Annotated in this window: 21 protein-coding genes; 14 read left to right on the plus strand and 7 right to left on the minus strand. The window is 65.6% G+C overall.

What is annotated here, in order from left to right:
* Positions 1-189 precede the first annotated feature (189 nt).
* Both ACCQ13_RS07920 and ACCQ13_RS07925 read right to left on the minus strand, forming a co-directional pair.
* Positions 190-1,620 (minus strand): amino acid permease, encoded by a 1,431-nt coding sequence (locus tag ACCQ13_RS07920; protein ID WP_104604150.1) that lies wholly within the window; start codon positions 1,618-1,620, stop codon positions 190-192.
* Between the two features lie 76 nt (positions 1,621-1,696).
* Positions 1,697-3,169: an amino acid permease gene (locus ACCQ13_RS07925; RefSeq protein WP_167526868.1), complete on the minus strand. Its 1,473-nt coding sequence runs from the start codon at positions 3,167-3,169 to the stop codon at positions 1,697-1,699.
* 176 nt (positions 3,170-3,345) lie between these two features.
* Between ACCQ13_RS07925 and ACCQ13_RS07930 the strand changes: the two genes are divergently transcribed.
* Positions 3,346-3,894 carry an NUDIX hydrolase gene (locus tag ACCQ13_RS07930; RefSeq protein ID WP_104604148.1) on the plus strand — a complete coding sequence of 183 codons (549 nt, stop codon included), beginning with the start codon at positions 3,346-3,348 and terminating at the stop codon, positions 3,892-3,894.
* Positions 3,895-4,123: 229 nt separating this feature from the next.
* On the opposite strand, the gene serA is transcribed toward ACCQ13_RS07930, so the two are convergent.
* Positions 4,124-5,365, minus strand: a complete 1,242-nt coding sequence (gene serA / locus ACCQ13_RS07935) for a phosphoglycerate dehydrogenase (RefSeq protein ID WP_104604147.1) — start codon at positions 5,363-5,365, stop codon at positions 4,124-4,126.
* A 208-nt stretch (positions 5,366-5,573) separates the two neighbouring features.
* Here serA and ACCQ13_RS07940 point away from each other — a divergent pair, with 208 nt between their 5' ends.
* Genes ACCQ13_RS07940 through ACCQ13_RS07950 form a run of 3 tightly spaced genes read left to right on the plus strand, consistent with a single transcriptional unit; the run spans position 5,574 to position 9,167 of the window.
* On the plus strand, positions 5,574-6,992 hold the full coding sequence (locus tag ACCQ13_RS07940) for a D-2-hydroxyglutarate dehydrogenase (protein ID WP_159406953.1): 1,419 nt from the start codon (positions 5,574-5,576) through the stop codon (positions 6,990-6,992).
* A 34-nt stretch (positions 6,993-7,026) separates the two neighbouring features.
* Positions 7,027-7,320, plus strand: a complete 294-nt coding sequence (locus tag ACCQ13_RS07945; protein WP_159406954.1) for a DUF2388 domain-containing protein — start codon at positions 7,027-7,029, stop codon at positions 7,318-7,320.
* Complete coding sequence (locus ACCQ13_RS07950) at positions 7,317-9,167, plus strand: DUF7844 domain-containing protein (RefSeq protein ID WP_159406955.1); 1,851 nt, start codon at positions 7,317-7,319, stop codon at positions 9,165-9,167. Before ACCQ13_RS07945 ends, ACCQ13_RS07950 begins: the two co-directional genes overlap by 4 nt.
* Before the next feature lie 128 nt (positions 9,168-9,295).
* On the opposite strand, the gene yeiP is transcribed toward ACCQ13_RS07950, so the two are convergent.
* The 4 genes from yeiP to ACCQ13_RS07970 all read right to left on the minus strand — a co-directional run bounded on the left by yeiP (position 9,296) and on the right by ACCQ13_RS07970 (position 12,695).
* Positions 9,296-9,862: an elongation factor P-like protein YeiP gene (gene yeiP, locus ACCQ13_RS07955; protein ID WP_104604144.1), complete on the minus strand. Its 567-nt coding sequence runs from the start codon at positions 9,860-9,862 to the stop codon at positions 9,296-9,298.
* A 142-nt stretch (positions 9,863-10,004) separates the two neighbouring features.
* Positions 10,005-10,775 carry an SDR family oxidoreductase gene (locus ACCQ13_RS07960; RefSeq protein WP_104604143.1) on the minus strand — a complete coding sequence of 257 codons (771 nt, stop codon included), beginning with the start codon at positions 10,773-10,775 and terminating at the stop codon, positions 10,005-10,007.
* 122 nt (positions 10,776-10,897) lie between these two features.
* The gene (locus ACCQ13_RS07965) at positions 10,898-11,794 is read right to left on the minus strand and encodes a hydroxymethylglutaryl-CoA lyase (protein ID WP_104604142.1); all 897 of its coding nucleotides are present in this window, start codon (positions 11,792-11,794) and stop codon (positions 10,898-10,900) included.
* A 103-nt stretch (positions 11,795-11,897) separates the two neighbouring features.
* Complete coding sequence (locus ACCQ13_RS07970) at positions 11,898-12,695, minus strand: enoyl-CoA hydratase-related protein (protein WP_104604141.1); 798 nt, start codon at positions 12,693-12,695, stop codon at positions 11,898-11,900.
* A 117-nt stretch (positions 12,696-12,812) separates the two neighbouring features.
* On the opposite strand from ACCQ13_RS07970, the gene ACCQ13_RS07975 reads away from it, so the two are divergent.
* The 10 genes from ACCQ13_RS07975 to greA all read left to right on the plus strand — a co-directional run bounded on the left by ACCQ13_RS07975 (position 12,813) and on the right by greA (position 24,029).
* Entirely contained in the window at positions 12,813-13,058 is a 246-nt protein-coding gene (locus tag ACCQ13_RS07975) for a FeoA family protein (protein WP_104604140.1), read from the plus strand.
* Positions 13,055-14,914, plus strand: a complete 1,860-nt coding sequence (feoB, locus tag ACCQ13_RS07980; RefSeq protein ID WP_159406956.1) for a ferrous iron transporter B — start codon at positions 13,055-13,057, stop codon at positions 14,912-14,914. The genes ACCQ13_RS07975 and feoB overlap by 4 nt, the downstream gene beginning before the upstream one ends.
* A gap of 1 nt (position 14,915) precedes the next feature.
* Positions 14,916-15,170: a DUF6587 family protein gene (locus ACCQ13_RS07985; protein ID WP_159406957.1), complete on the plus strand. Its 255-nt coding sequence runs from the start codon at positions 14,916-14,918 to the stop codon at positions 15,168-15,170.
* Between the two features lie 66 nt (positions 15,171-15,236).
* A complete protein-coding gene (locus ACCQ13_RS07990) occupies positions 15,237-16,439 on the plus strand; it encodes an aminotransferase-like domain-containing protein (protein ID WP_159406958.1) in 1,203 nt (400 codons plus the stop codon).
* Between the two features lie 161 nt (positions 16,440-16,600).
* Complete coding sequence (gene dapB, locus ACCQ13_RS07995) at positions 16,601-17,317, plus strand: 4-hydroxy-tetrahydrodipicolinate reductase (RefSeq protein WP_104604137.1); 717 nt, start codon at positions 16,601-16,603, stop codon at positions 17,315-17,317.
* Between the two features lie 238 nt (positions 17,318-17,555).
* Positions 17,556-18,683 carry a glutamine-hydrolyzing carbamoyl-phosphate synthase small subunit gene (gene carA, locus ACCQ13_RS08000; protein WP_159406959.1) on the plus strand — a complete coding sequence of 376 codons (1,128 nt, stop codon included), beginning with the start codon at positions 17,556-17,558 and terminating at the stop codon, positions 18,681-18,683.
* 69 nt (positions 18,684-18,752) lie between these two features.
* The gene (locus ACCQ13_RS08005; protein WP_223214423.1) at positions 18,753-19,901 is read left to right on the plus strand and encodes an AAA family ATPase; all 1,149 of its coding nucleotides are present in this window, start codon (positions 18,753-18,755) and stop codon (positions 19,899-19,901) included.
* Positions 19,898-20,305: a PIN domain-containing protein gene (locus tag ACCQ13_RS08010; RefSeq protein ID WP_159406960.1), complete on the plus strand. Its 408-nt coding sequence runs from the start codon at positions 19,898-19,900 to the stop codon at positions 20,303-20,305. The genes ACCQ13_RS08005 and ACCQ13_RS08010 overlap by 4 nt, the downstream gene beginning before the upstream one ends.
* An 8-nt stretch (positions 20,306-20,313) precedes the next feature.
* Positions 20,314-23,556, plus strand: coding sequence for a carbamoyl-phosphate synthase large subunit (gene carB / locus ACCQ13_RS08015; protein ID WP_159406961.1), 3,243 nt, complete (start codon positions 20,314-20,316; stop codon positions 23,554-23,556).
* 8 nt (positions 23,557-23,564) lie between these two features.
* On the plus strand, positions 23,565-24,029 hold the full coding sequence (gene greA / locus ACCQ13_RS08020) for a transcription elongation factor GreA (protein ID WP_029219710.1): 465 nt from the start codon (positions 23,565-23,567) through the stop codon (positions 24,027-24,029).
* Positions 24,030-24,040 lie beyond the last annotated feature (11 nt).

Genomic DNA, 24,040 nt, shown 5'->3' on the forward strand with positions numbered 1-24,040 from the left:
TTGATCGGCTGGCGTTAGGCGGACGCACGTGTCAGCACAGCAGGGCAAGGACCCTGCAATCAAGCGACAGATCAGCGCTCTCAAGCCAAGCGGCAGATCGGCCGCTCTGCAACGAGCACCCGGATCATCTGCACTGCCATACGCCGCTGCGTAGTCTTTGCGTCAGCCACTGATGGCTCGCGTGTTGGCTCAGCGACCGTCGCGCAGGCGGCTGTGGCGATAGCCGTAGCCGAAGTAGACCACCAGCCCGACCAGCGTCCACACCCCCATCAGCATCCAGTTGTGCAGGGTCATTGCCGACAGCAAGGCAAGGCAGCTCAGCACTCCTGCGATGCAGATCGGCCAGGCGAACGGAATGCGGAACGGACGCGGCAGTTCCGGGTGGGTGTGGCGCAGGATCATCACGCCGGCGCAGACGGCGGCGAAGGCGATCAGCGTACCCATCGAGGTCAGCTCGCCCAGCACATCCAGTGGGAAGACGGCGGCCAGCAGCGCGATGCCCACGCCGGTAATGACGGTGTTGATATGCGGCGTGCGGTACTTGGGGTGGATGCGGGTGAAGATCGGTGGCAGTAGACCGTCGCGCGCGATAATCATGAAGATGCGCGGTTGCCCGATAATCATCACCAGCACCACCGACGACAGCCCGATCAACGCGCCCACTTCCACCACCACGCGCAACCAGGCCAGCTGTGGATGCGCGGCCACCGCCGTGACCACTGGCTCGTCGGTGCCCAGCAGGGTGTAGGGAATCAGGCCCGTCATCACCGCGGCCATGGCGATGTACAGCACGGTGCAGATCACCAGCGACAACATCATGCCGATCGGCAGGTCGCGCTGCGGCCGGTGCGATTCCTGCGCCGCCACCGAGACGGCCTCGAAGCCGATATAGGCGAAGAACACCATCGCCGCGCCGCGCAAGACGCCTTCCATGCCGTACTTGCCCGGGCCTTCGTTGGCCGGAATGAAGGGGTGCCAGTTGGAAGGATCCACATATTTCCAGCCGGCCACGATGACCAGGAGGATGAGCCCCGTCTTGAGGATCACCATGGCCATGTTCATCGCCGACGACTTGCGGATGCCCACGTAGCACAACCAGGTCAGCAACAGCACGATACCGGCGGCCGGCAGGTTGGCGATGGCGCCGGTGGGTTGTAGCTTGCCGTCCAGCGGGGCGCTGACCAGTGCGGCCGGCAGGTGGATATCGAAGTGTTCCAGCAGGCTCAGGAAATAGCCGGTCCAGCTGACCGCTACCGCCGAAGCCGAGACGCCGTACTCCAGCACCAGCATCCAACCGATGAACCAGGCCGCCAGTTCGCCGAAGGTGGCGTAGGTATAGGTATAGGCGCTGCCGGACACCGGCACCATCGCTGCGAATTCAGCGTAGGCCATGGCGCAGAACGCGCAGCAGACGGCGGCCAGCACGAACGACAGCACGATCGCCGGGCCGGCATGGTCGGCCGCTGCCTGGCCGGTGATGACGAAGATGCCGCCGCCGATCACCGCGCCGATGCCGAGTGCGGTCAGCCCCCAGGGGCCGAGCGCGCGTTGCAGGCCCAGCCCGTCGGCCGCCTCATGGCTGGCGTGCGGGTGTTTGGTGGCCCAGAGTTGTTTGAACATGGAGGGGTTCCGGCTTGGCGCTGCGCGCGATCGTTGAACGAGAAGACCGGCGCTGGGCGCCGGTCTTGAGAGACAGTCAGGCCCGTTTGGCCAGACGGCTGTGGTGGATGCCGTAGCCGAAATAAATGAACAGGCCGATCACCGTCCAGCCCACGAACACCTTCCAGTGTTCCTGGAAGGCCTGGAAGAACAGGAACAGGCAGGCCAATGCGCCCAGCGGGCAGATCACCATCGCCAGCGGTACCCGGAACGGGCGCGGCAAATCGGGCTTGGTGAAGCGCAGCACCATGACGCCGGCGCAGACGGTGGCAAAGGCGAGCAGGGTGCCCATCGAGACCAGTTCGCCCAGCACGTTCAACGGGATCATGCCGGCCAGCAGCGCGGCAACCACGCCGACGAAGAGTGTGCCGACGTAGGGGGTGTGGAACTTGGGGTGCACCTTGCCGAACAGCTTGGGCATCAATCCGTCCTTGGCCATGGTGTAGAAGATGCGCGGCTGCGCCATCAGCATCACCAGCACCACCGAGGACAGGCCGGCGATCGCACCGATCTCCACCGCCGTCTTGAGCCAGGTCAGCTGGGGATGCGCTTCCAGCGCGGTCGCTACCGGCTTGGCGGTGCCCAGCTGGGTGTAGGGCAGCAGCCCGGTCAGCACCGCACAGACGATGATGTAGATCACCGTGCAGATGGCCAGCGACACCAGGATGCCGATCGGCATGTTCTTCTGCGGGTCCTTGGTCTCGCCGGCCGAGGTCGAAACCGCGTCGAAACCGATGTAGGAGAAGAACACGATGGATGCCGCGCGGAACACCCCGTCCCAGCCGAACTGGCCCGGGCCGGTGTTTTGCGGGATGAAGGGGTGCCAGTTGGCCGGGTCGATATAGGAAATGCCGAAGCCGACGAACAGGCAGATCACCACCACCTTGATCGCCACCACGATGGCGTTGGCGAACGCCGATTGGGTGACGCCGACGTAGCACAGCATGCTCACCGCCGCGACGATCAGCACCGCCGGCAGGTTGATGAGGTTGCCCGAGCTGACGAAGCTGTGCCCGTCCCACGCCAGTGGCGCGCCTGCCAGTTCTGCCGGGAACGGCAGCCCGAGCGTGCCGGTCAGGAAGCTGATGAGGTAGGCCGACCAGCCGACCGCAACGCTGGAGCCGGCAAACAGATATTCCAGCACCAGGCACCAGCCGATGAACCAGGCGATGCCTTCGCCAAGGGTGGCGTATGAATACGAGTACGCGCTGCCGGAGACGGGCATCATCGCGGCGAATTCGGCGTAGCACAGGCCGGCGAAGGCGCAGGCGATGCCGGCGAAGACGAACGACAGCATCACGGCGGGGCCGGCATGGTTGGCTGCGGCCTGGCCGGTCAGCACGAAGATGCCGGCGCCGATCACCGCGCCGATGCCTAGCATGATGAGGTGCTTGGCGGTGAGGGTCCGTTGCAGCGTGACCTCGCCCTGCAGGCCGCCTTCGACCGGTTCGCCCGCATCGACGTGTCCAGCGGGTTCGATCGGTTTGACCCTCAACAGAGACTTCAGCATTCGGTACATCCCCAAGTGGCAAAGCGTCGGGCGATGGCGCCCGGAAAAGGTGTGCGCCGCGTCCCGACGGACAGGCAAGCGGCCTACCTTGCCAAAGCCGCAGGCTCACGACAAGCGCGTACGCAGCATGAATGGCGATAATGGCGGTCCGGCCCATGGGCGATCGAGCACGATAGATGGTGGATGCAACCCTGCGGCAGCAACTGGCTGCCTACCGGACGCGCTGGCCGGAGGAAGCTGCGGTGGCCGAACAGTTCGCACAGCTGCTGGACGATGCGGCAGATCCCTTCGTGCGCGCGCGTGCCGAAGGTCACTTCACCGGCTCGGCGTGGGTGGTCAGCGCCGACGGCGAGCGCACCCTGCTCACGCATCACCGCAAGCTGCAACGCTGGCTGCAGCTGGGCGGGCATGCCGATGGCGACCGCGACCTGGCCCAGGTCGCGCTCCGCGAGGCGGAGGAAGAATCTGGTTTGAGTGGCCTGCGGCTGGCGGATGCGGTTCTATTCGATCTGGACCGCCACTGGATCCCGGCACGCGGCGAGGTGGCCGGCCACTGGCATTACGATGCGCGCTACGTGGTGGTGGCAGGCGCGGACGAAGCGTTCGAAGTCAGCGCAGAATCACTGGCCCTGGCCTGGCGCCCGATTGCCGAGCTGCTTGCCGAAGGAGAGCTGGATCCGTCAATGCGGCGCATGGCGGAAAAGTGGGTGGCTCGAGGCGTGTGATGGGTGCGCCCTCATCCGCCCTGCGGGCACCTTCTCCCGCAAGCGGGAGAAGGAAACAGCGGGAGAAGGAAACAGCGGGAGAAGGAAACAGCGGGAGAAGGAAACAGCGGGAGAAGGAAACAGCGGGAGAAGGAAGCAAGTGGGAGATGGGTAGCCTGCACTCCCTTCTCCCGCTTGCGGGAGAAGGTGGCGCAAAGCGCCGGATGAGGGCCGCTCGTGCACCAATCGATCAATACAACACCCGCGTCCGCAAGGTCCCTTCGATCAACGCCAAGCCTTCCTTCAGCGCGATGGCCTGCGCCTCGCTGGCACTGACGTCGATCACCACGTAACCCACCTTGGGGTCGGTGCGCAGGAACTGGCCGTCGATGTTGACGTTGTGGCGCGAGAACAGTTCGTTGATCTGCGACAGCACGCCCGGCACGTTGCGGTGGATGTGCAGCAGACGCAGGCTGTCGGGGTGCTCGGGCAGGGTCACCTCCGGGAAGTTCACCGCTGACAAGGTGCTGCCGTTGTCGCTGTAGCGCACCAGCTTGGCGGCGACTTCAATGCCGATGTTGTCCTGCGCTTCCAGCGTGCTGCCGCCTACGTGCGGCGTCAGGATCACATTGTCGTGCGCGGTCAGCGGCGATTCGAACGCATCGCCATTGCCCTTGGGTTCGATCGGGAACACGTCCACCGCCGCGCCGCCGATCTGGCCGGAGGTCAGTGCCGCATCCAGCGCCGCGATGTCGATGACGGTGCCGCGCGAAGCATTAATCAGGTGCGCGCCGGGCTTCATGCGGGCGATTTCCGCCGCGCCGATCATGTCCTTGGTGGACGGCGTTTCGGGGACGTGCAGGGTCACTACGTCCGCGCGCGCCAGCAGGTCGTCCAGGTCGATGGCCGCGCGCGCGTTGCCCAGCGACAGCTTGGTTTCGATATCGTGGAAGATCACCTGCATGCCCAGCGATTCGGCCAGCACGCCGACCTGGGTGCCGATATGCCCGTAGCCGACGATGCCCAGTACCTTGCCGCGGGTTTCGTGGCTGCCGGCGGCCGACTTGGACCAACCGCCGCGGTGGCATTGCGCATTCTTCTGCGGGATGCCGCGTAGCAACAGGATGGCTTCGGCAATCACCAGTTCGGCCACGCTGCGGGTATTGGAGTAAGGCGCGTTGAACACCGGAATGCCCGCCAGCTCGGCCGCTTCCAGGTCCACCTGGTTGGTGCCGATGCAGAAGCAGCCCACCGCGATCAGCCGCTTGGCGTGCGCCAGTACCTCGGCGCTCAGCTGCGTGCGCGAGCGGATGCCGACGATGTGTGCGTCGGCGATGCGGGCGATCAATTCGTCTTCCGGCAGCGACTTGGCGTGCAATTCGATCTGCGAATAACCGGCGGCGCGGAACACCTCCACGGCGGTCGGGCTGACACCCTCCAGCAACAGCACGCGGATGTCCTGCTTGGGAAACGAGGTCTTCTTCGGCGACATGGGGGAGTGCACTGCAACAATCGGGCCGGCCACTATGCCAGATGGGGTGCGCGATGGGGCGTTCGCAACGCATGGTTCGCAGCGGCGCAGCCCTTGTGCTGCAACGGTTTCAGCTGAATCAAACACAGTGTTGGCGGCTGGCGATGTAACTGGACGCCGCTGGCGCACGCTGGCACGCTGTGCGGTTCCTACCGCTGCGCCGCGTGCCATGACCGATCCCCGCATCCTTTCGTTGCAACAGGCCGTGCCGGCGTTGCGTTTGAAGACCGAGCCGGCCGAGCTGGAACACTACGGCCGCGACTGGACGCGACGCTGGACGCCCAACCCGCTGGCCATTGCGCTGCCCGGGTCGGTGGAAGAAGTACAGGCCGTGGTGCGCTGGGCCAATGCGCAGGGCGTGGCGGTGGTGCCCTCGGGCGGCCGCACCGGGCTGTCCGGTGGTGCAGTGGCGGCCAACGGCGAGCTGGTGCTGAGCCTGGAGCGCCTGAACAAACCACTGGACTTCAACGCAGTGGATCGCACGCTCACCGTGCAGGCCGGCATGCCGCTGGAGGCGGTGCACAACGCCGCACGCGAACAGGGGTTGCTCTACCCGGTGGATTTCGCCGCGCGCGGCTCCTGCTCCATCGGCGGCAATATCGCCACCAATGCGGGCGGCATTCGCGTGATCCGCTACGGCAACACGCGCGAGTGGGTCGCCGGGCTGAAGGTGGTCACTGGCGCCGGCGAGTTGCTGCAGCTCAATAACGCACTGGTGAAAAATTCCAGCGGCTACGACTTCCGGCACCTGATGGTCGGTTCCGAGGGCACGCTGGGCATCGTGGTCGAGGCCACGCTACGGCTCACCGATCCGCCGCCGCCCAGCAATGTGATGCTGCTGGCATTGCCGTCGTTCGAGGTGCTGATGCAGGTGTTTGCCGCCTTCCGCGCGCAGTTGCGCCTGGAGGCCTTCGAATTCTTTACCGACCGTGCGCTCGAGCATGTGCTGGCGCATGGCGCGCAGGCACCGTTCGCGCAGGTGCATCCGTATTACGTGGTCACCGAATTCGCCGCCGGCGATGAGGCGCAGGAAGCGGCCGCGATGGCCGCGTTCGAGACCTGCATGGAGCAGGGCTGGGTCAGCGATGGCGTCATCAGCCAGAGCGATGCGCAGGCCGCGCAGCTGTGGCGGTTGCGCGAGGGCATCACCGAGGCGGTGGCGCGCTATACGCCGTACAAGAACGATGTCTCGGTGCGGATCTCGGCAATGCCGGCGTTCCTGGCCGAAACCCAGGCCTTGCTCGGCGAGGCGTATCCGCACTTCGAAGTGGTGTGGTTCGGTCATATCGGCGACGGCAACCTGCACATCAATGTGCTCAAGCCCGATGCCACCAGCCAGGCCGAGTTCGTGGCGGCCTGCGATCAGGTGACCAAGCTGCTGGCGCAGTCGCTGCAGCGCTGCGCTGGCAGCATCTCCGCCGAACATGGCATTGGCCTGGTCAAGAAGCCCTATTTATCCAGCACGCGCTCGGCCGCGGAAATCGCGTTGATGCGCGGCGTCAAGCAGGTGCTGGACCCGCAGTTGTTGCTGAATCCAGGCAAGCTGTTCGACATGCAGGACACGCCAGGACCCGCACAGGCCGGTTAGTCTTTCCACACCTTCACACGGAAACGACATGTCGATGATGCGCTCTCTGGTGTTTTGTGCGTTGACTCTGCTGCCGCTGGCAGCGTTTGCCTCCAGCCTGGCCGGCACGTCGGCCGGTGCGTCCTCGGCCGGCTCGTCCAACAGCAGCAGTTCGGGCGATGACAAGGTGGTGGCCGATGCCCGCGAAGATGCCGCCGGCTTCGTCGCCAGCAACGGTGCCATTCGCGGCGCACGGCTGGAAGCGGCCCTGCTGCAACTGCGCGCGCGGCACGACAGCGCACGCCTGGCCAGCGACATGGAACTGGCCCAGTCCATCCTGGCGCAGTGAACCGCCGCGGTCGGTGTCGATGGCTGTGGCTGGCCGCAGTCATCGCACCGGCGGCCTACGCCCAATCGCCGGCAACGCCGGCGCTACAGATCCGCTTGGCAGCGGCGCCGTTGAGCGCGGCCGAGCGCGATGCCAGTGCGCAGTTGGTGGGGCAGGTGATAAAGCATCTGCCCGCGCGTTGGGCGCAGCGTGTGGCGATGCCGATCCAACTGCAGTGGCGCGACGATCTGCCGGCGCGCGTGCACGGCCGCGCGATCGGCCAGCGTGTCCTGCTCGATCGCGCCTTGTTGCAGGCCTGGAGCGCGCAGCCGGCAAGCGCGCGCGCCGATGTGGCAATGCCGGCAACGCGTGCGGCAATGGCGGCGCTGGTGCACGAACTGGCGCATGTACTGGATCGTGGCAACGGCAGTGCCTTGTCACGCGATCCCCGGTTGCGCGACCTGGCCGGTTGGCAGGTGCGGCCCTGGCGTATCGGGCGCGGCGCCAACCAGTTCAGCGACCGCAGCCCCGACAACTACGAGCGGCATAGCCCGGCCGAGTTCGTCGCGGTCAATCTTGAGCATTTCGTACTGGATCCGGAATACGCCTGCCGGCGTCCTGCACTGGCGGCGTGGTTTGCGCAGCAGCTGGGTCCGCCGCAGGACACTGCCTCGTGTATGCCGGCGCTGCCGTATCTGCAGGCCGACAACGATGCCGGTGCGATGTCGTTGCTGATGCTGGACCCGGCGCGCGTGTATGCCGTGGACTACCTGCTTGCCGAAGGCAACGACCAGCCGATGAGCCGCTGGGGCCATAGCATGCTGCGGCTGGTGATCTGCGCGCCCGGGCGTGCGCCCGGGCCGGCATGCCGGCTGGATCTGCAGTACCACCGCGTGCTGTCGTTCCGCGCCTTCGTCGGCGATGTGCAGATTTCCAGCTGGCGCGGGCTCACCGGCTCGTATCCGTCGCGACTGTTCGTGTTGCCGCTGAATCAGGTGGTGGACGAGTACACCCAGGTGGAATTACGCGCCTTGTCCTCGGTGCCGCTGGCGCTGACGCCCGGCGAGATCGCCGCGCTGCTCGCGCGCGCCGCGCAGGTGCACTGGAGCTACGACGGGCGCTACTACTTCGTCAGCAACAACTGCGCGGTGGAAACCTACAAACTGCTGCACGACGGCGTACCGCGCCTGGCTGCCGCCGGCCTGTCCTCGATCACCCCGCGCGGCGTGCGCCAGCGCCTGCAACGCGCGGGTATCGCCGACATGGGCGTGCTGGACGACCGCGCGCAGGCCACGCGCCAGGGCTATTACTTCGAATCGGCGGCCACGCATTACCAGGCCATGTTCGATGTGCTCCGGCGTGGCCTGCCGGTGCCGCAGACCAGCGTGGCGCAATGGCTGGAGACGGAGCCACAGGCGCGCGCGCAGTGGTTCGATCGCGGCGGCCTGCGCGAAACCGCGGCGGCCTTGTTGCTGGAACAGGCGGCGTTACGGCGCCAGGAATTGCTGGCGCGCGATGCCATCAAGCACCTGCTGCGTCCGGGCGCGGCCGGGCTGGACGCCGTGCAGGCGCAGCTGCAACAGCTGTTCGCCCGCCAGGCGCAGCTCAGCCATCCGGCGGCCTTGCTGGACGGGGAGGGGTACGGGTTGCCGCAGCCGAGCGAACGCGATCACCTGGTCACGCAGGTGGCGCAGTCCAGCGCCGGGCTGGCCGATGGCTGGAAGCAATTGCAGCAGCAGGGGCGGCAGCAGTTGCCGCCGCCGCTGCGCGAGCGGCTGATGCAAGGCGAGGCCAATGTGCAGCGGCTGCAGGCGCGGCTGCGCGAACTGGCGCGACCGGTGCAGGCACCTTCGGCCGCCGCGTCGTAGGTGCTTGGCGTGCGCCAGGCACGCGGCGTCACGGTGGTACGGCGTCCACCAAGTCCGGCGCGTCGGCACCGGATTGGCGGTGCAGTCAGCCAGCAGCCCCGGTGACAGGGCTGCCGGCAGATGCCACCTCAGTCGGCGCGACCGGCGAATTCACCGGTTGTGGTATTGACCAACACGCGTTCGCCGTTGCCGATGTACTCGGGCACCATGATTTCCATGCCGGTGTTGAGCTTGGCCGGCTTCGGGCGCTTGGTAGCGGTGCCGCCTTTGAGCTCGGGCGGGGTTTCCACCACTTCCAGGGTGACCGTCTGCGGCAGTTGCACGGCCACCGGCTGGTCGTCGATCACCTGCACGTAGATGCCGGTGAGGCCATCGGTGATGTAGCCGGCATCGTTGCCGATCACGTCCGCGTCCAGCGTATAGGGGGTGAAGTCTTCGTCGTCCATGAACACGAATGCTTCGCCGTCCTTGTAGGAGAACGTGGACTGACGGCGCAGCAGCTCGACGTCCGGCAGGTTGTCGTCGGCATCGAAGCTGGCATCCAGCTTGGCGCCGCCGGGCACGCTGTACATGATGAAGCGGAAGCGCACGTTGCCGCCGCGCCCCTGCGGCGAGCTGCGCTCGATGTCGCGGATCTGGTAAATGCCGCCGTTGTATTCGACGACGTTGCCTTTCTTGATGTCGTTGGCTTTCATGGGAATCGGGAGTAGGGAATGGGGAATGGGGAATGGGGAATGGGGAATGGGGAATGGGGAATCGAAAAAGCCGGGGCCGGGGTGCTGAGAGTAGGGCGTCGTTGCGATTCCCCATTCCCGATTCCCGATTCCCGATTCCCGGCTACTTGGGCGCCAATCGCACGCCGCCGTCCAGGCGGATCACTTCGCCGTTGAGATAGCGATTGCGCAGGAGGAAGGCGACGGTGTCGGCGTATTCCTCGGGCTGGCCCAGGCGCGACGGGAACGGGATCGCGGCCGACAGCGATTGCTGCAGCGCTTCGGGCATGCCGTCCACCATCGGGGTCCAGAACACGCCAGGGGCGATGGTCATCACGCGGATGCCGAAACGCGCCAGCTCGCGTGCCATCGGCAGGGTCATGCTGACCACGCCGCCCTTGCTGGCGGCATATGCGGCCTGGCCGATCTGCCCCTCGAAGGCGGCGACCGAGGCGGTGTGTATGATGAGCCCGCGCTCGCCGTCGTCGCCGGCCGCATTGTGTTGCATGACATCGGCCGCAGCCTTGGCGACATTGAAGCTGCCAACCAGGTTGACCAGCACGGTGTTGCGGAAGGTCGCCAGCGGCATCGGCGCGTCCTTGCCCAGGACGCGGCCAGCGCCCAGGATGCCGGCACAATTGACTACCAGGTTGAGCCCGCCCAGCGCCTGCGCGGCCTGGGCGATGTTGGCCGACACCTGTGCCTCGTCGGTGACGTCGGTGGCGAAGTAATGCGCGTTGCCTGCGCCCAGCAACGCCAGCGCGGCGTCGGCCTTGTCGGCATTGACATCGAACAGCGCCACCTGGCCGCCGTCGGCCACGATGCGTTGTGCCACGGCCAGGCCCAGGCCGGAGACGCCGCCAGTGATCGCGGCAAGGACAGAGGTTGGCTGCATGGAAGGATTCCCGGAAAGAAGCGTTGCAGGCCAATGCAGATCGGCGCGCGAACGGGTGGGTGCGTGGCCGGCAATTCTATCCGAAGCCTTCGCGCGATCGTGGTGGTAACGCTGGCGACCCCTCAGGCGGCCGTCGCCAGCGCCTTGCCGGTCTTGCTGCCGCTCTCGCGGCCCAGCAGTTGCGCCAGCCAGCGGCCGGTGCGGGCCAGGGCGGGCAGGTCGATGCCGGTGGACATGCCCAGGCCATGCAGCAGGTACACCACGTCTTCGCTGGCGACATTGCCGCTGGCCCCCTTGGCGTACGGGCAACCGCCGGCGCCGGAAACCGCCGCATCGACCACGCGCACGCCTTGGTCGAGACAGGCGGCGATATTGGCCAGCGCCTGGCCGTAGGTATCGTGGAAATGCACCGCCAGGGCCTGCATCGGCACCTGCTGCGCCACGGCGGCCAGCATCTGCTGCGCCTTGCGCGGCGTGCCGACCCCGATGGTGTCGCCCAGCGAGATTTCATAGCAGCCCAGCGCATGCAGCCGTTGCGCGACATCTACCACGTCGGCCAACGGCACCTCCCCCTGGTACGGGCAGCCGAGCACGGTGGAGACATAGCCGCGTACGCGCACGCCGTCGATGGCGGCCTGCTCCAGGATCGGGCGAAAGCGCTCGATCGATTCGTCGATGCCGGCATTGGTATTGGTGCGGTTGAATGCCTCCGACGCTGCAGTGAACACCGCCACCTCGCGCGCCCCAGCCGCCTGTGCACGCACATAGCCCTGCAGGTTCGGCACCAGCACCGGATAGGCAATGCCCGGCGCTTGCGTGATACCGGCGAACACCTCGGCGGCGTCGGCCAGTTGCGGTACCCAGCGTGGGCTGACGAAACTGGTGGCTTCGATGCTGCGCAGGCCGGTGGCCGACAACTGATCGATCAAGGCGATCTTGTCGGCGGTGGCGATCGGCTGGGTCTCGTTCTGCAGTCCATCGCGTGGACCCACCTCGACGATGCGGACGAAGTCGCTCATGCCGCCGCTGTCCTGGGCGCGGCGGCTAGCGCAGCGCGGCACTCGATGCCGATGCCGACGGGCGCCGCCGTGCCGCCGCCGATATCGCAGCAGGCAAGCAGCGTCATGCCACGTTCTCCGGTACCCAGGCCGGGGTGCGCTTGCCGAGAAACGCGCCCAGACCCTCCTGGCCCTCGGGCGATACCCGCAGGCGGGCGATCCAGGCCGCGTTGGCCGCATCGATGGCGTCGCGATCAGCGGGCGGCATGACCGAGCGCACCAAGGCCTTGGCAGTGCTGGCGGCCAGCGGTGCGGCCGCCAGCAGCAGGCGGATCTGGCGTTCCACTGCCGTGTCCAGTTGATCGGACGCCACCAACTGATGCAGCAGGCCCAGCAGTTGTGCGGTGCCGGCATCGAAGATTTCGGCGGTGGCGAACCAGCGCCGCGCCTGGCGCGCGCCGATGGCGGCGACGACATACGGCGAGATCACCGCCGGCAGCAGCCCCAGCTTGCTCTCGGTCAGGCCGAAGCGCGCCTCGGTGCAGCCGATGGCGATATCGCAGCAGGCCACCAGCCCCACGCCGCCACCGAAGGCGGCGCCATTGACGCGGGCGATGGTGGGCTTGGGCAGTTCGTCCAAGGTGCGCATCAGCCGCGCAAGCGCCGATGCATCGGCGGCATTGTCCGCCTCGCTGGCAGTGGCCATGCCACGCATCCAGTTCAGGTCTGCACCTGCGGAAAATGCATCGCCGGCACCGGTCAGCACCACCACGCGGATCTGCGCTGCACGGCCGGCCTGTTGCAAGGCCTCGGTGAGGGCGGCGATCAAGGTCGCGTCGAAGGCGTTGTGCACCATGGGGCGGTGCAGGCGCAGGGTGCGAACCGGTCCGTGGTCCTCGACGATCAAGCCAGTGTCCTGCATTGCGATAGACGTCCATGAATGAGATGCGAACCATGATAGCGGTACGGCCCGTCTCGGCCATGATGCAGTGCGTCGATGCTAGAATTGAGAACCATTCCTAATCACCAGGCCGTCTTTGTGACGTTGTCCGACATGCCCCTGCATCGCGTGGCCATCGTGGATTCGGTAGAGGATCGTCTTCCCAACGACACCATTGCACGGCGGCTGCGCGAGCTGGGCTTCGTGGCGGGCGAAGAGGTCACCGTGCTGGCCACCGGGCCGGTGGGTCGTGAGCCATTGCTGGTGCAGGTTGGCTATACGCGTTTTGCGCTGCGGCGCAGTGAAGCCGCCCGCGTGCAGGTGCGTCAAGAGGTGTCGGCATGAGCGTCGCTGCCGTGCCCTTGCGCCTGGCCCTGGTGGGTAATCCCAACAGCGGCAAGACCGCGCTGTTCAATCAGCTGACCGGCAGTCGGCAGAAAGTGGCCAATTACACCGGCGTCACCGTCGAGCGCAAGGAAGGGCACTTCCGTGCGCCCTCCGGCCGTGACTTCGCGGTGCTGGACCTGCCCGGTGCCTACAGCCTGCAGCCGGCCAGCCTGGACGAGGCGATCACCCGCGACCTGTGCCGCGGCTTCTATCCCGGCGAACCGGCACCGGACGTGCTGGTGTGCGTGATGGATGCCACCAATCTGCGCCTGCACCTGCGCTTTGCGCTGGAGCTGCGCGAACTGGGCCGGCCGATGCTCGTGGCGTTGAACATGGTCGATGCCGCACAGCGACGCGGCATCGTCATCGACCTGCCGGCGCTGGAACAGGCGCTGGGCGTGCCGGTGGTGGAAACCGTGGCAGTGCGGCGCGGTGGCGCCAAGACCCTGGTGGAACGGCTCGATTCGCAGGCGGCCAGCCTGGCCGCACCAACCGCGACGCCACCGGCGGACGGTAATTATCACGCGCAGGTGCGGCAGATCCTGAGCGCGGCGGTGACCATGCCCACGCGCACGGCGCGGGTGGACGACGCGCTGGACCGCTGGCTGTTGCATCCCATCTGGGGGCTGGTGACGCTGGCGGTGGTGATGTTCCTGATCTTCCAGGCGGTGTATGCCTGGGCCACCCCGGTGATGGACCTGATCGATGCCGGCACCGCTGCGCTGGGTGAGTGGGTGGGGACCAGCTTTCCCGAAGGCCCGCTCAACAGCCTGCTCAAGGACGGCATCATCGCCGGCCTGGGTGGGGTCATCATCTTCCTGCCGCAGATCCTGATCCTGTTCGCCTTCATCCTGGCGCTGGAAGAGTCTGGCTACCTGCCGCGTGCGGCCTTCCTGCTTGATCGCATGATGGCGGCGGCCGGCTTGTCCGGGCGCTCGTTCATTCCGTTGCTGTCGAGTTTTGCGTGTGCGGTGCCGGGCATCATGTCCACCCGCAGCATCCAGGACCCACGCGACCGGCTCGCCACCATCATGGTCGCGCCATTGATGACGTGTTCGGCGCGCCTGCCGGTGTATGCGCTGCTGATCGGCGCCTTCATTCCGCAAAAGACGGTATGGGGCATCTTCAACCAGCAGGGGCTGGTGTTGTTCGGCTTGTACGCTGCGGCCATCGTCAGTGCGCTGCTGGTGTCGTGGATGATGAAGAAGTGGCGCCGCGACAAGAGCGAACACCCGTTGATGCTGGAGCTGCCGTCCTATCGCGTGCCGCAGCTGCGCGACCTGGCGCTGGGGTTATGGGAGCGCGCGTGGATCTTCCTCAAGCGCGTGGGCGGCATCATCCTTGCGCTGACCATTCTATTGTGGTTCCTGCTCTCGTTCCCGGCGGCGCCCGCCAATGCCACCTTGCCGGCGATCGACTACAGCTTCGCCGGCCGCATCGGCCATGCGATGGCGGTGTTCTTTGCACCGCTGGGCTTCAACTGGCAGATCTGCATCGCGCTGATTCCTGGCCTTGCTGCGCGCGAAGTGGCGGTAGCCTCGCTGGCCACGGTGTACGCGCTGTCGGCCGCCGATGACGATGCGGCGGCGCAGGCGCTGTCGCCACTCATCAGCGATGGTTGGTCGCTGGCCACCGCGCTGTCGCTGCTGGTCTGGTACATCTACGCGCCGATGTGCATCTCCACGCTGGCCACGATCAAACGCGAAACCAACTCGTGGAAGCAGATGACCATCAGCGCGGTGTACCTGTTCGCGCTGGCCTACCTGGCTTCGCTGGTGACCTACCAGCTGGCGGTCGTGCTCGGGGCTGGCTGACATGGAACTCTCGCTCGCCCTGCAGTACGTGGTCATCGCCGTCGCGGTGCTGCTCAGCCTGTGGGTGGTGATGAACAAGCAGTTCCCCGGCAGCTTGCGACGGCTGCGCGGGGCGCTTGCGCTGGTGCTGCTGCGCGATGGGCGGCCAGCCTGGATGCAGGCAGTGGGCCGTCGCGTGGCGCCACCGGCCACCCAGGCGGGCGCGTCCTGTGGCGGCTGCGACAGTTGCGGCCCGACGCCACCGCGCAGGCACTGACGCACGCTGGCCCGGCGCCACGCAGTGCACAGCCCGCCCGCCGCAGCGGTTGGTTATGCTTATGCCATGACCACTTCCTTCCAGATCTCCCGACGTGCGCAGGCGCTGACCAGTTCGGCGATTCGCGAAATCCTCAAGGTGACCGAGCGCCCGGAGGTCATTTCCTTCGCCGGTGGCCTTCCATCGCCGGCCACGTTTCCGGTGGAGCGCATGCGCGCGGCCAGCGACCAGGTATTGCGCGATGCGCCGCAGGCCGCCTTGCAATACGGCCCGACCGAAGGCTATGCGCCGCTGCGCGAATGGGTGGCTGCGCGGCTGAGTCGCGATGGCGCCAGCATCCGGCCCAGCCAGGTGCTGATCACCACTGGCTCGCAACAGGGCCTGGACCTGCTGGGCAAGGTGTTCATCGACGAAGGCAGCAAGGTGCTGGTGGAAACGCCGAGCTACCTGGGCGCATTGCAGGCGTTTTCGCTGTTCCAGCCCAGCTTCGTCGGCATGCCCTCCGACGAGGAGGGAGTGGTGGTGGAGGCGCTGGATCCGGCGCTGCTGGCGGAAGCACGGTTTCTGTATTGCCTGCCCAATTTCCAGAACCCCACCGGCCGCCGTCTGCCGCTGGCCCGACGCCAGGCGCTGGTGGAACGTGCGGCACAGGCGGGCGTACCGATCGTCGAAGACGATCCGTATGGCGAGCTGTATTACAGCGGAGAGCCGCTGCCCAGCCTGTTGTCGATGAATCCCGACGGCGTCATCTACATGGGCTCGTTTTCCAAGGTGCTCGCGCCCGGCCTGCGGCTGGGGTACGTGGTGGCGCCGGAAGCGGTGCTGGGCAAGTTGATCCAGGCCAAGCAGGCGGCTGATCTGCATACCCCGTCGTTCACACAGCGCGTGGTGTACCAGACCCTGCAGGACGATTTTCTCGATACCCACATCCCGCAAATTCGCGCGCTGTATGCACGCCAGTGCAGCCTGATGCTGGAAGCGCTGGACCGGCATTTCCCCGCACAGGTGCGATGGAATCGCCCCGAAGGCGGAATGTTCCTGTGGGTCAGCCTGCCGCCGGGGCTGGACGGCACAGTGCTGCTGGCACGGGCGATCGCACGCAACGTGGCCTTCGTGCCCGGCGCGCCGTTCTTCGCCACCTTGCCGCAGGCCAATACCTTGCGGTTGTCGTTCGTGACGGTGCCGGGCGAGAGGATCGATACCGGCATCCACGTGTTGGGCGAGGTGCTGCGCGAGGCACTGGCCGAGTTGCCAGCGCAGGGCCAATGACGGCATCGACAACCGTGCGTCCACCGGCGGCCAGCGTGACGCGCGATTTCACCCGCATCGATACGCACAGTGCCATCGGTGCATACCTAAAGCTTTGACCATTCCCCATTCCCGATTCCCGGCACCTTGTACAACTCCCGCAGCCTCGCTAGCCTGCGGGCATGACAAGTTCCTCTGTAAAAGTGTTGATCCACGGCGCCTCCGGGCGGATGGGCAAGGCCTTGCTGCGCCTGGCGGCTGAAGACGAGGCCGTGCAGGTCGTCGGTGCGGTGGTGGGGCGCTCGCCAGCGCAGCGGGTGGTGGACGGCGTGCCGTTCTTCGCCGCCAGCGAGCTGGGCGGCGCGCCGGCCTTCGATGTGGCGATCGACTTCAGCCTGCCGCAGGGCTTTGCACCGATCCTGGCGCTGTGCGCGCAGCGCGGCAAACCGCTGGTGTCCGGCACCACCGGGCTGGACGAGGCGCAGCGGTCGGCATTGCTGGAAGCGGCGCAAAGGATCCCGCTGGTGTGGGCGTCCAACTTCAGCCTGGGCGTGGCGGTACTCACCGAGCTGGTCGAGCGCGCCGCCGGCACCTTGCCGGGCTGGGATTGCGACATCGTCGAAGCGCATCACGTGCACAAGCAGGACGCGCCTTCGGGGACCGCATTGACCCTGGGCGAGGCCGCCACCGGCAGCGGTGCGCAGCCGCGCTTTGCCAGCCTGCGTGCCGGCGATATCGTCGGTGAGCACATGGTGCAGTTCACCGGGCTGGGCGAGCGGGTGGAGCTGGTGCATCGCGCCACCAACCGCGACATCTTCGCGCGCGGCGCCCTGCACGCGGCCAAGCGCCTGATCGGCCGGCCCGCCGGCAGTTACCGGGTGCGCGACCTAGTGTTGTAAACGCAGCGCAATCGCACGTGAACGGGTGCGGCCTGCCGCAGCCTGTTGGTGCGGATGCGCGGCCATGCAGTCGGCCTGATTCGCTCGTCAGGCTGGCAAGCCGGGGCACTTGCCTTTACAATTCCCGCTTGCCCGAACCAGCGTCGGACCGGTCCCCAGCACCGTGTCCGCGCTTTGCTGCAACCGGAATTTGGCCGGAAGCGCATCGGAGTCCCAGGCAGCCAGAGCGAGACCCCACGTGACCCAACCCGCAATCCTTGTCCTCGAAGACGGCACCGTGTTCGAGGGCGAATCCGTAGGCGCCAACGGGCTTTCCGTCGGCGAAGTGGTGTTCAACACCGCCATGACCGGTTACCAGGAAGTCCTGACCGATCCCTCCTACGCCCGCCAGATGGTCACGCTGACCTATCCGCACATCGGCAATACCGGTTTCACCGATCAGGATAACGAGGCCAGCAAGATCTGGGCCTCTGGCCTGATCGTGCGCGATGTGCCGCGCCGTCCCAGCAGCTGGCGTAGCCAGGTGGCCTTGCCGGAATGGCTGCAGGCACGCGGTGTGGTGGCCATTTCCGGCATCGATACCCGCAAGCTGACCCGTCTGCTGCGCGAAAAGGGCGCACAGAACGGTGCGCTGATGGCCGGCGAGATCGACATCGAAAAGGCGCTGGAAGCCGCGCGCAGCTTCCCCGGCCTGAAGGGCATGGACCTGGCCAAGGTGGTCTCGACTGAAACCAGCTACACCTGGCAGGAAGGCCAGCTGGATCTGGATGCAGACACCTTCGTGCGGGCCGAGCTGAAATACAACGTCGTTGCGTATGACTACGGCGTCAAGCTCAACATCCTGCGCATGCTGGCCGAACGTGGCTGCGACGTCACCGTGGTGCCGGCGCGCACGCCGGTGGCCGAAGTACTGGCGATGAACCCGGACGGCGTGTTCCTCTCCAACGGCCCGGGCGATCCGGAGCCGTGTGATTACGCCATTGCCGCGATCAAGGAGTTGATTGCACGCAAGGTGCCGACCTTCGGCATCTGTCTGGGCCACCAGCTGCTGGCGCTGGCTGCCGGCGCCAAGACGCTGAAGATGACCACCGGCCACCACGGCGCGAACCATCCGGTGCAGGATCTGGATAGCGGGCGGGTGATGATTACCTCGCAGAACCATGGCTTTGCGGTGGACGAAAGCACGCTGCCGGCCAATGTGCGGGTGACCCATCGTTCGTTGTTCGACGGCACCAACCAGGGCATCGCGCTGACCGACGCACCGGCGTTCTCGTTCCAGGGCCACCCGGAAGCCTCGCCGGGTCCGCGCGATGTGGGGCCGTTGTTCGATCGGTTCACTGCGCTGATGGCTGAAGCGAAAGCTTGAACCCGGTTGCCGGGCCATGTGCTCGCCCTGATGACTGCACGGCATCCCGTCGGCCCAGTGGAGATTCCAATGCTTGATCGCATCGACATCGAAGGTTTGAAGGGAGTTGGCAAGGTTGAGCTGCGGTTCGACGCAGCCAGCCGGGCGCGCGTGCTTTTCGGTGTCAACGGGGTTGGCAAGACCAAGTCGTTAGAGGCTATCTATGGTGCGTTGCTATTCACCAATGAGGAGTTTTTGCGGGTCGAGAGTAATTCGGTGGTCCATGCCGGACAAAACGTTCCCGCATCCGCTGTCCTTATCGACGATGCGCAGTACCTAGTGGATCTGCCCCCGCAGCAACTGATACATGTACGAGCTGTTGCTCCACATGCAGTGCGTCACTCTCGTCCCTTGGTTTACATCGGAGCGGGTGGGCGCTCGTCGATAGGACGTCTGCCCACATCTATTGCGGCACTAGGAAACTTTGAGGAACGTAGATCTCAGCACTTTGGCATGTTGTTGCAGGAGTGCGAAAGAGGTTCTTTGCGCTCTGCTGGCATGGATGCGGACATCCGCGTCTGGTTCATACAACGTGCGCAGTCGGTGAACCCCTTTCAAGTGGAAAAGGACAACCTGCGTAATGAGATCGAGTCGGTGTTAAAGCTGTTGCATCGCATCGATCAGCGCGTGGATGCCGAGCGCCTGCAGATCGACGGGTCGCAGCGTGTTTATCTGAGTGTGGAAGGCCGCATGATCGAGCTGGGGGAACTCAGTTCGGGATTTGCATCAGTCGTGAAACTGTTTCAAGCGATCATCTCGGGGTATGCCGGCTTCAGCAACTCCAAGGATCTGCAGAACCTGCCGGGCGTGGTGTTGATCGACGAGATCGAAAGTCATCTCCACGTTGGCTGGCAGGTCAGCATCGTCAGGCATCTGAAGACGCTGTTTCCGAATACGCAGTTCTTCATCAGCACCCACTCGCCGCTGGTGTTGACCCAGCTTGAGCAAGGCGAGGCTTATCTGCTGGAACGCGATGCGGCGGACGGAGTCGTCAGATCGTCCGTGATCGACTCGCCCAACATGAAGGCATTTGCCGATGTGCTTGAAGAGACCTTCGGGGTCGATCTCAATGCACTCAAGCGCGATGCCCTGGTCAGCGAAGACCAGTCCGCCACCAAACGTGCATTGCTGGATCTCATCAAGCAGCGCCGCGACCGCCAGGGTGGAGGGCAGGCATGAGTCGTCTGGTACTGCTGGATGCCAACCTGCTGATCGGCGCACTGGACGGGGAGGAGGGCAACGCGGATCACGCAGCCTCGCTGTCGACGTTCGAGGCGCTGGTCGCCGATCCTGACGTGAAGATCGCGATCTCCCCGCTGATTCGATACGAAGTACTGCGAGGGTTGGACGAGGCGGATGTCGGTGCGGTGAACGCCATCCTCAACGACATGAAGGAGTTCGAGGTACGGGGCCAAGAAGCCGTGCGTGCTGCGGAAGTATTCCGGAAGGCTCGCCAGACCAATGTAACGCTGGATAAGCGCAGGTTCGACGTGTTCCATTGCGTCTGCGCAGAAATCAATGATCTCGAAATCCTCAGTAAAGATGTGGATATCGCGAAGATTCAAGAACTCATGAAGGCCTGAATAAGACAATGCCAAAGCGAACCGACCTTAAAACCATCCTCATCATCGGCGCCGGCCCGATCGTCATCGGCCAGGCCTGCGAGTTCGATTATTCCGGCGCGCAGGCGTGCAAGGCGTTGCGCGACGAGGGCTACCGCGTGGTGCTGGTCAACAGCAACCCGGCCACCATCATGACCGACCCGAACATGGCCGACGCCGTGTACATCGAGCCGATCAACTGGCAGACGGTGGAAAAGATCATCGCCAAGGAAAAGCCTGATGCGCTGCTACCGACCATGGGCGGGCAGACCGCGCTGAACTGCGCGCTGGATCTGGCCGACCACGGCGTGCTGGAGAAGTACAACGTCGAGCTGATCGGTGCCAAGCGCGAAGCCATCCGCATGGCCGAAGACCGCGAACTGTTCCGCGTGGCGATGGGCGAGATCGGCCTGGACTGCCCTAAGGCCGAAGTGGCGCACACGCTGGAAGAAGCGCTGGATATCCAGACCCGCGTCGGTTATCCGACCATCATCCGGCCGAGCTTTACCCTGGGCGGCAGCGGCGGTGGTATCGCGTATAACCGCGAAGAGCTGATCGAGATCGTCGGCCGCGGCCTGGAGCTGTCGCCGACCACCGAAGTGCTGGTGGAAGAATCGGTGCTGGGCTGGAAGGAATTCGAGATGGAAGTCGTGCGCGATACTGCGGACAACTGCATCATCGTGTGCGCCATCGAAAACCTCGACCCGATGGGCGTGCACACTGGCGACTCGATCACCGTCGCTCCTGCGCAGACCCTCACCGACAAGGAATACCAGCGCCTGCGCGATGCCTCGATCGCGGTGTTGCGCAAGATCGGCGTGGACACCGGCGGCTCGAACGTGCAGTTCGGCATCAGCCCGACCACCGGTCGCGTCGTCGTCATCGAGATGAATCCGCGCGTGTCGCGTTCCTCGGCGCTGGCCTCCAAGGCCACCGGCTTCCCGATCGCCAAGGTCGCCGCCAAGCTGGCGGTGGGCTATACGCTGGACGAATTGCTCAACGAGATCACCGGTGGGCTGACCCCGGCCTCGTTCGAGCCGTCGATCGACTACGTGGTGACCAAGATTCCGCGCTTCGCGTTCGAAAAGTTCCCGCAGGCCGATGCGCGCCTGACCACCCAGATGAAGTCGGTGGGGGAGGTGATGGCGATGGGCCGCACCTTCCAGGAGTCGTTGCAAAAGGCGCTGCGCGGCCTGGAGACCGGCAAGATCGGGCTGGACCCGACCGGCCTGGATCTGGGTAGCGAAGACGATATCGCCACGCTCAAGCGCGAGCTCAAGGCACCGGGCCCGGAGCGTCTGTTCTACGTGGCCGACGCGTTCCGCGCCGGCATGACGGTGGACGAGGTGTATGCGCTGTCCTTCATCGACCCCTGGTTCTTGGACCAGATCGAAGAACTCATCAGCCACGAGCAGCAACTGGCCGACGACGGCATGGCTGCGCTGGATGCGCCGCGCCTGCGTACGCTCAAGCGCGCCGGTTTCTCCGATGCGCGTCTGGCGCAGCTGATCGGCAGCAACGAAGAATCGGTGCGTACGCTGCGCCGCGCGCTCAAGGTGCGCCCGGTGTACAAGCGCGTGGACTCGTGCGCGGCCGAATTCGCCACCAGCACCGCCTACCTGTATTCGACCTACGAGGACGAGTGCGAAGCGCTGCCCACCGGTCGCGACAAGATCATGATTCTCGGTGGCGGTCCCAACCGCATCGGCCAGGGCATCGAGTTCGACTATTGCTGCGTGCACGCGGCACTGGCGCTGCGCGACGATGGCTTCGAAACCATCATGGTCAACTGCAATCCGGAAACCGTCTCCACCGACTACGACACCTCCGACCGCCTGTACTTCGAGCCGCTGACGCTGGAAGACGTGCTGGAGATCGTGGAGCTGGAACAGCCCAAGGGCGTGATCGTGCAGTACGGCGGCCAGACCCCGCTGAAGCTGGCGCGTGCGCTGGAAGCCAACGGCGTGCCGGTGATCGGCACCAGCCCGGACTCGATCGACCTGGCCGAAGACCGCGAGCGTTTCCAGCAACTGGTCGACACGCTGGGCCTGAAGCAGCCGCCGAACCGCATTGCGCGCAACCCGGAAGAAGCCTTGGTGCTGGCGCGCGAGATCGGCTACCCGCTGGTGGTGCGCCCGAGCTATGTGCTGGGCGGCCGCGCAATGGAGATCGTCTACGGCGAATCGGATCTGGCGCGCTACGTGCGCGACGCGGTGAAGGTCTCCAACGACTCGCCGGTGCTGCTGGACCGTTTCCTGGACAACGCGGTGGAAGTGGACGTGGACATCATTGCCGACAAGGACGGCAACGTACTGATCGGCGGGGTGATGGAACACATCGAAGAGGCCGGCGTGCATTCGGGCGATTCGTCCTGCTCGCTGCCGCCTTACTCGCTCTCGCCCGAGACCCAGGCCGAACTGCGTCGCCAGGTGGTGATGCTGGCCGAAGGCTTGAACGTGGTCGGCCTGATGAACACCCAGTTCGCGGTGCAGGTCAACGATGCCGGCGATGACATCGTGTATCTGCTGGAAGTGAACCCGCGCGCCTCGCGCACCGTGCCGTTCGTGTCCAAGGCCATCGGCATGCCGCTGGCCAAGATCGCCGCCCGCTGCATGGCCGGCAAGACGCTGGCCGAGCAGGGCGCTACCCAGGAAATCGTGCCGGACTACTATTCGGTGAAGGAGGCGATCTTCCCGTTCGCCAAGTTCCAGGGCGTGGACCCGATCCTGGGGCCGGAAATGCGCTCCACCGGCGAGGTGATGGGCGTTGGACGCAGTTTCAGCGCCGCGTTCGCGCGTGCGCAGGAAGCCGGTGGCATCAAGGCACCGCCGGTGGGCAAGGCCTTTGTGTCGGTGCGCGATCCGGACAAGCAGCGCGTGTTGCCGGTGGCGCAGGCGCTGGTGGAGCGTGGCTTCACCCTGGTGGCCACACGCGGCACCGGTGCCTGGTTGCAGCAGAACGGGCTGAGCTGCGAGATCGTCAACAAGGTGGCCGAAGGCCGCCCGCATATCGTCGATTCGATCAAGAACGGCGAGATCGTCTATATCGTCAACACCACCGAGGGCCGTGCCGCCATCTCCGACTCGTTCTCGATCCGGCGTGAAGCGTTGCAGCATCGCGTGACCTATTCGACCACTGTCGCCGGCGCCAAGGCGCTGGTGCATTCGCTGGAATTCCGCGGCACCGGCCCTGTCTGGTCGCTGCAGGAACTGCACAAGGAGCTTCAAGCATGAGAGCACCCATGACATCCAAAGGCGCGCAGCGCTTGCGCGAGGAACTGGATCAGCTGAAATCGGTCAAGCGTCCGGCGGTGATCGCCGCGATCGCCGAAGCGCGCGCGCACGGCGATCTGAAGGAAAACGCCGAGTACCACGCCGCGCGCGAGCAGCAGAGCTTCATCGAAGGCCGCATCAAGCAGCTGGAAGGCGAGCTCTCGCATGCCGAGATCATCGACATCACCAAGCTGGGCGCCGGCAGCAAGATCGTGTTTGGCGCCACGGTGACGCTGGCCGACGTCGAGACCGACGAGGAAAAGCGCTACCAGATCGTCGGCGACCTGGAAGCCGACATCAAGATGGGCCTGATCGCGATTTCCTCGCCGCTGGCGCGCGCCCTGATCGGCAAACTGGAAGGCGATGCGGTGACCATCGACGCGCCCGCTGGCCAGCGCGAATACGAAGTGGTCAGCGTCGCGTACCTGGATTGAGCGGCATCACT

The sequence above is a fragment of the Xanthomonas sp. NCPPB 1638 genome, from assembly GCF_041475635.2.
Taxonomy (GTDB): Bacteria; Pseudomonadota; Gammaproteobacteria; order Xanthomonadales; family Xanthomonadaceae; genus Xanthomonas; species Xanthomonas cucurbitae.

Excerpts from the sequence above, each read along its gene's own strand:
- ACCQ13_RS07920 (WP_104604150.1), bottom strand. The coding sequence starts at position 1,620 with ATGTTCAAACAACTCTGGGCCACCAAACACCCGCACGCCAGCCATGAG.
- ACCQ13_RS07925 (WP_167526868.1), bottom strand. The coding sequence starts at position 3,169 with ATGCTGAAGTCTCTGTTGAGGGTCAAACCGATCGAACCCGCTGGACAC.
- ACCQ13_RS07930 (WP_104604148.1), top strand. The coding sequence starts at position 3,346 with ATGGTGGATGCAACCCTGCGGCAGCAACTGGCTGCCTACCGGACGCGC.
- serA (WP_104604147.1), bottom strand. The coding sequence starts at position 5,365 with ATGTCGCCGAAGAAGACCTCGTTTCCCAAGCAGGACATCCGCGTGCTG.
- ACCQ13_RS07940 (WP_159406953.1), top strand. The coding sequence starts at position 5,574 with ATGACCGATCCCCGCATCCTTTCGTTGCAACAGGCCGTGCCGGCGTTG.
- ACCQ13_RS07945 (WP_159406954.1), top strand. The coding sequence starts at position 7,027 with ATGATGCGCTCTCTGGTGTTTTGTGCGTTGACTCTGCTGCCGCTGGCA.
- yeiP (WP_104604144.1), bottom strand. The coding sequence starts at position 9,862 with ATGAAAGCCAACGACATCAAGAAAGGCAACGTCGTCGAATACAACGGC.
- ACCQ13_RS07960 (WP_104604143.1), bottom strand. The coding sequence starts at position 10,775 with ATGCAGCCAACCTCTGTCCTTGCCGCGATCACTGGCGGCGTCTCCGGC.
- ACCQ13_RS07965 (WP_104604142.1), bottom strand. The coding sequence starts at position 11,794 with ATGAGCGACTTCGTCCGCATCGTCGAGGTGGGTCCACGCGATGGACTG.
- ACCQ13_RS07970 (WP_104604141.1), bottom strand. The coding sequence starts at position 12,695 with ATGCAGGACACTGGCTTGATCGTCGAGGACCACGGACCGGTTCGCACC.
- feoB (WP_159406956.1), top strand. The coding sequence starts at position 13,055 with ATGAGCGTCGCTGCCGTGCCCTTGCGCCTGGCCCTGGTGGGTAATCCC.
- ACCQ13_RS07985 (WP_159406957.1), top strand. The coding sequence starts at position 14,916 with ATGGAACTCTCGCTCGCCCTGCAGTACGTGGTCATCGCCGTCGCGGTG.
- ACCQ13_RS07990 (WP_159406958.1), top strand. The coding sequence starts at position 15,237 with ATGACCACTTCCTTCCAGATCTCCCGACGTGCGCAGGCGCTGACCAGT.
- dapB (WP_104604137.1), top strand. The coding sequence starts at position 16,601 with ATGACAAGTTCCTCTGTAAAAGTGTTGATCCACGGCGCCTCCGGGCGG.
- ACCQ13_RS08005 (WP_223214423.1), top strand. The coding sequence starts at position 18,753 with ATGCTTGATCGCATCGACATCGAAGGTTTGAAGGGAGTTGGCAAGGTT.
- ACCQ13_RS08010 (WP_159406960.1), top strand. The coding sequence starts at position 19,898 with ATGAGTCGTCTGGTACTGCTGGATGCCAACCTGCTGATCGGCGCACTG.
- carB (WP_159406961.1), top strand. The coding sequence starts at position 20,314 with ATGCCAAAGCGAACCGACCTTAAAACCATCCTCATCATCGGCGCCGGC.
- greA (WP_029219710.1), top strand. The coding sequence starts at position 23,565 with ATGACATCCAAAGGCGCGCAGCGCTTGCGCGAGGAACTGGATCAGCTG.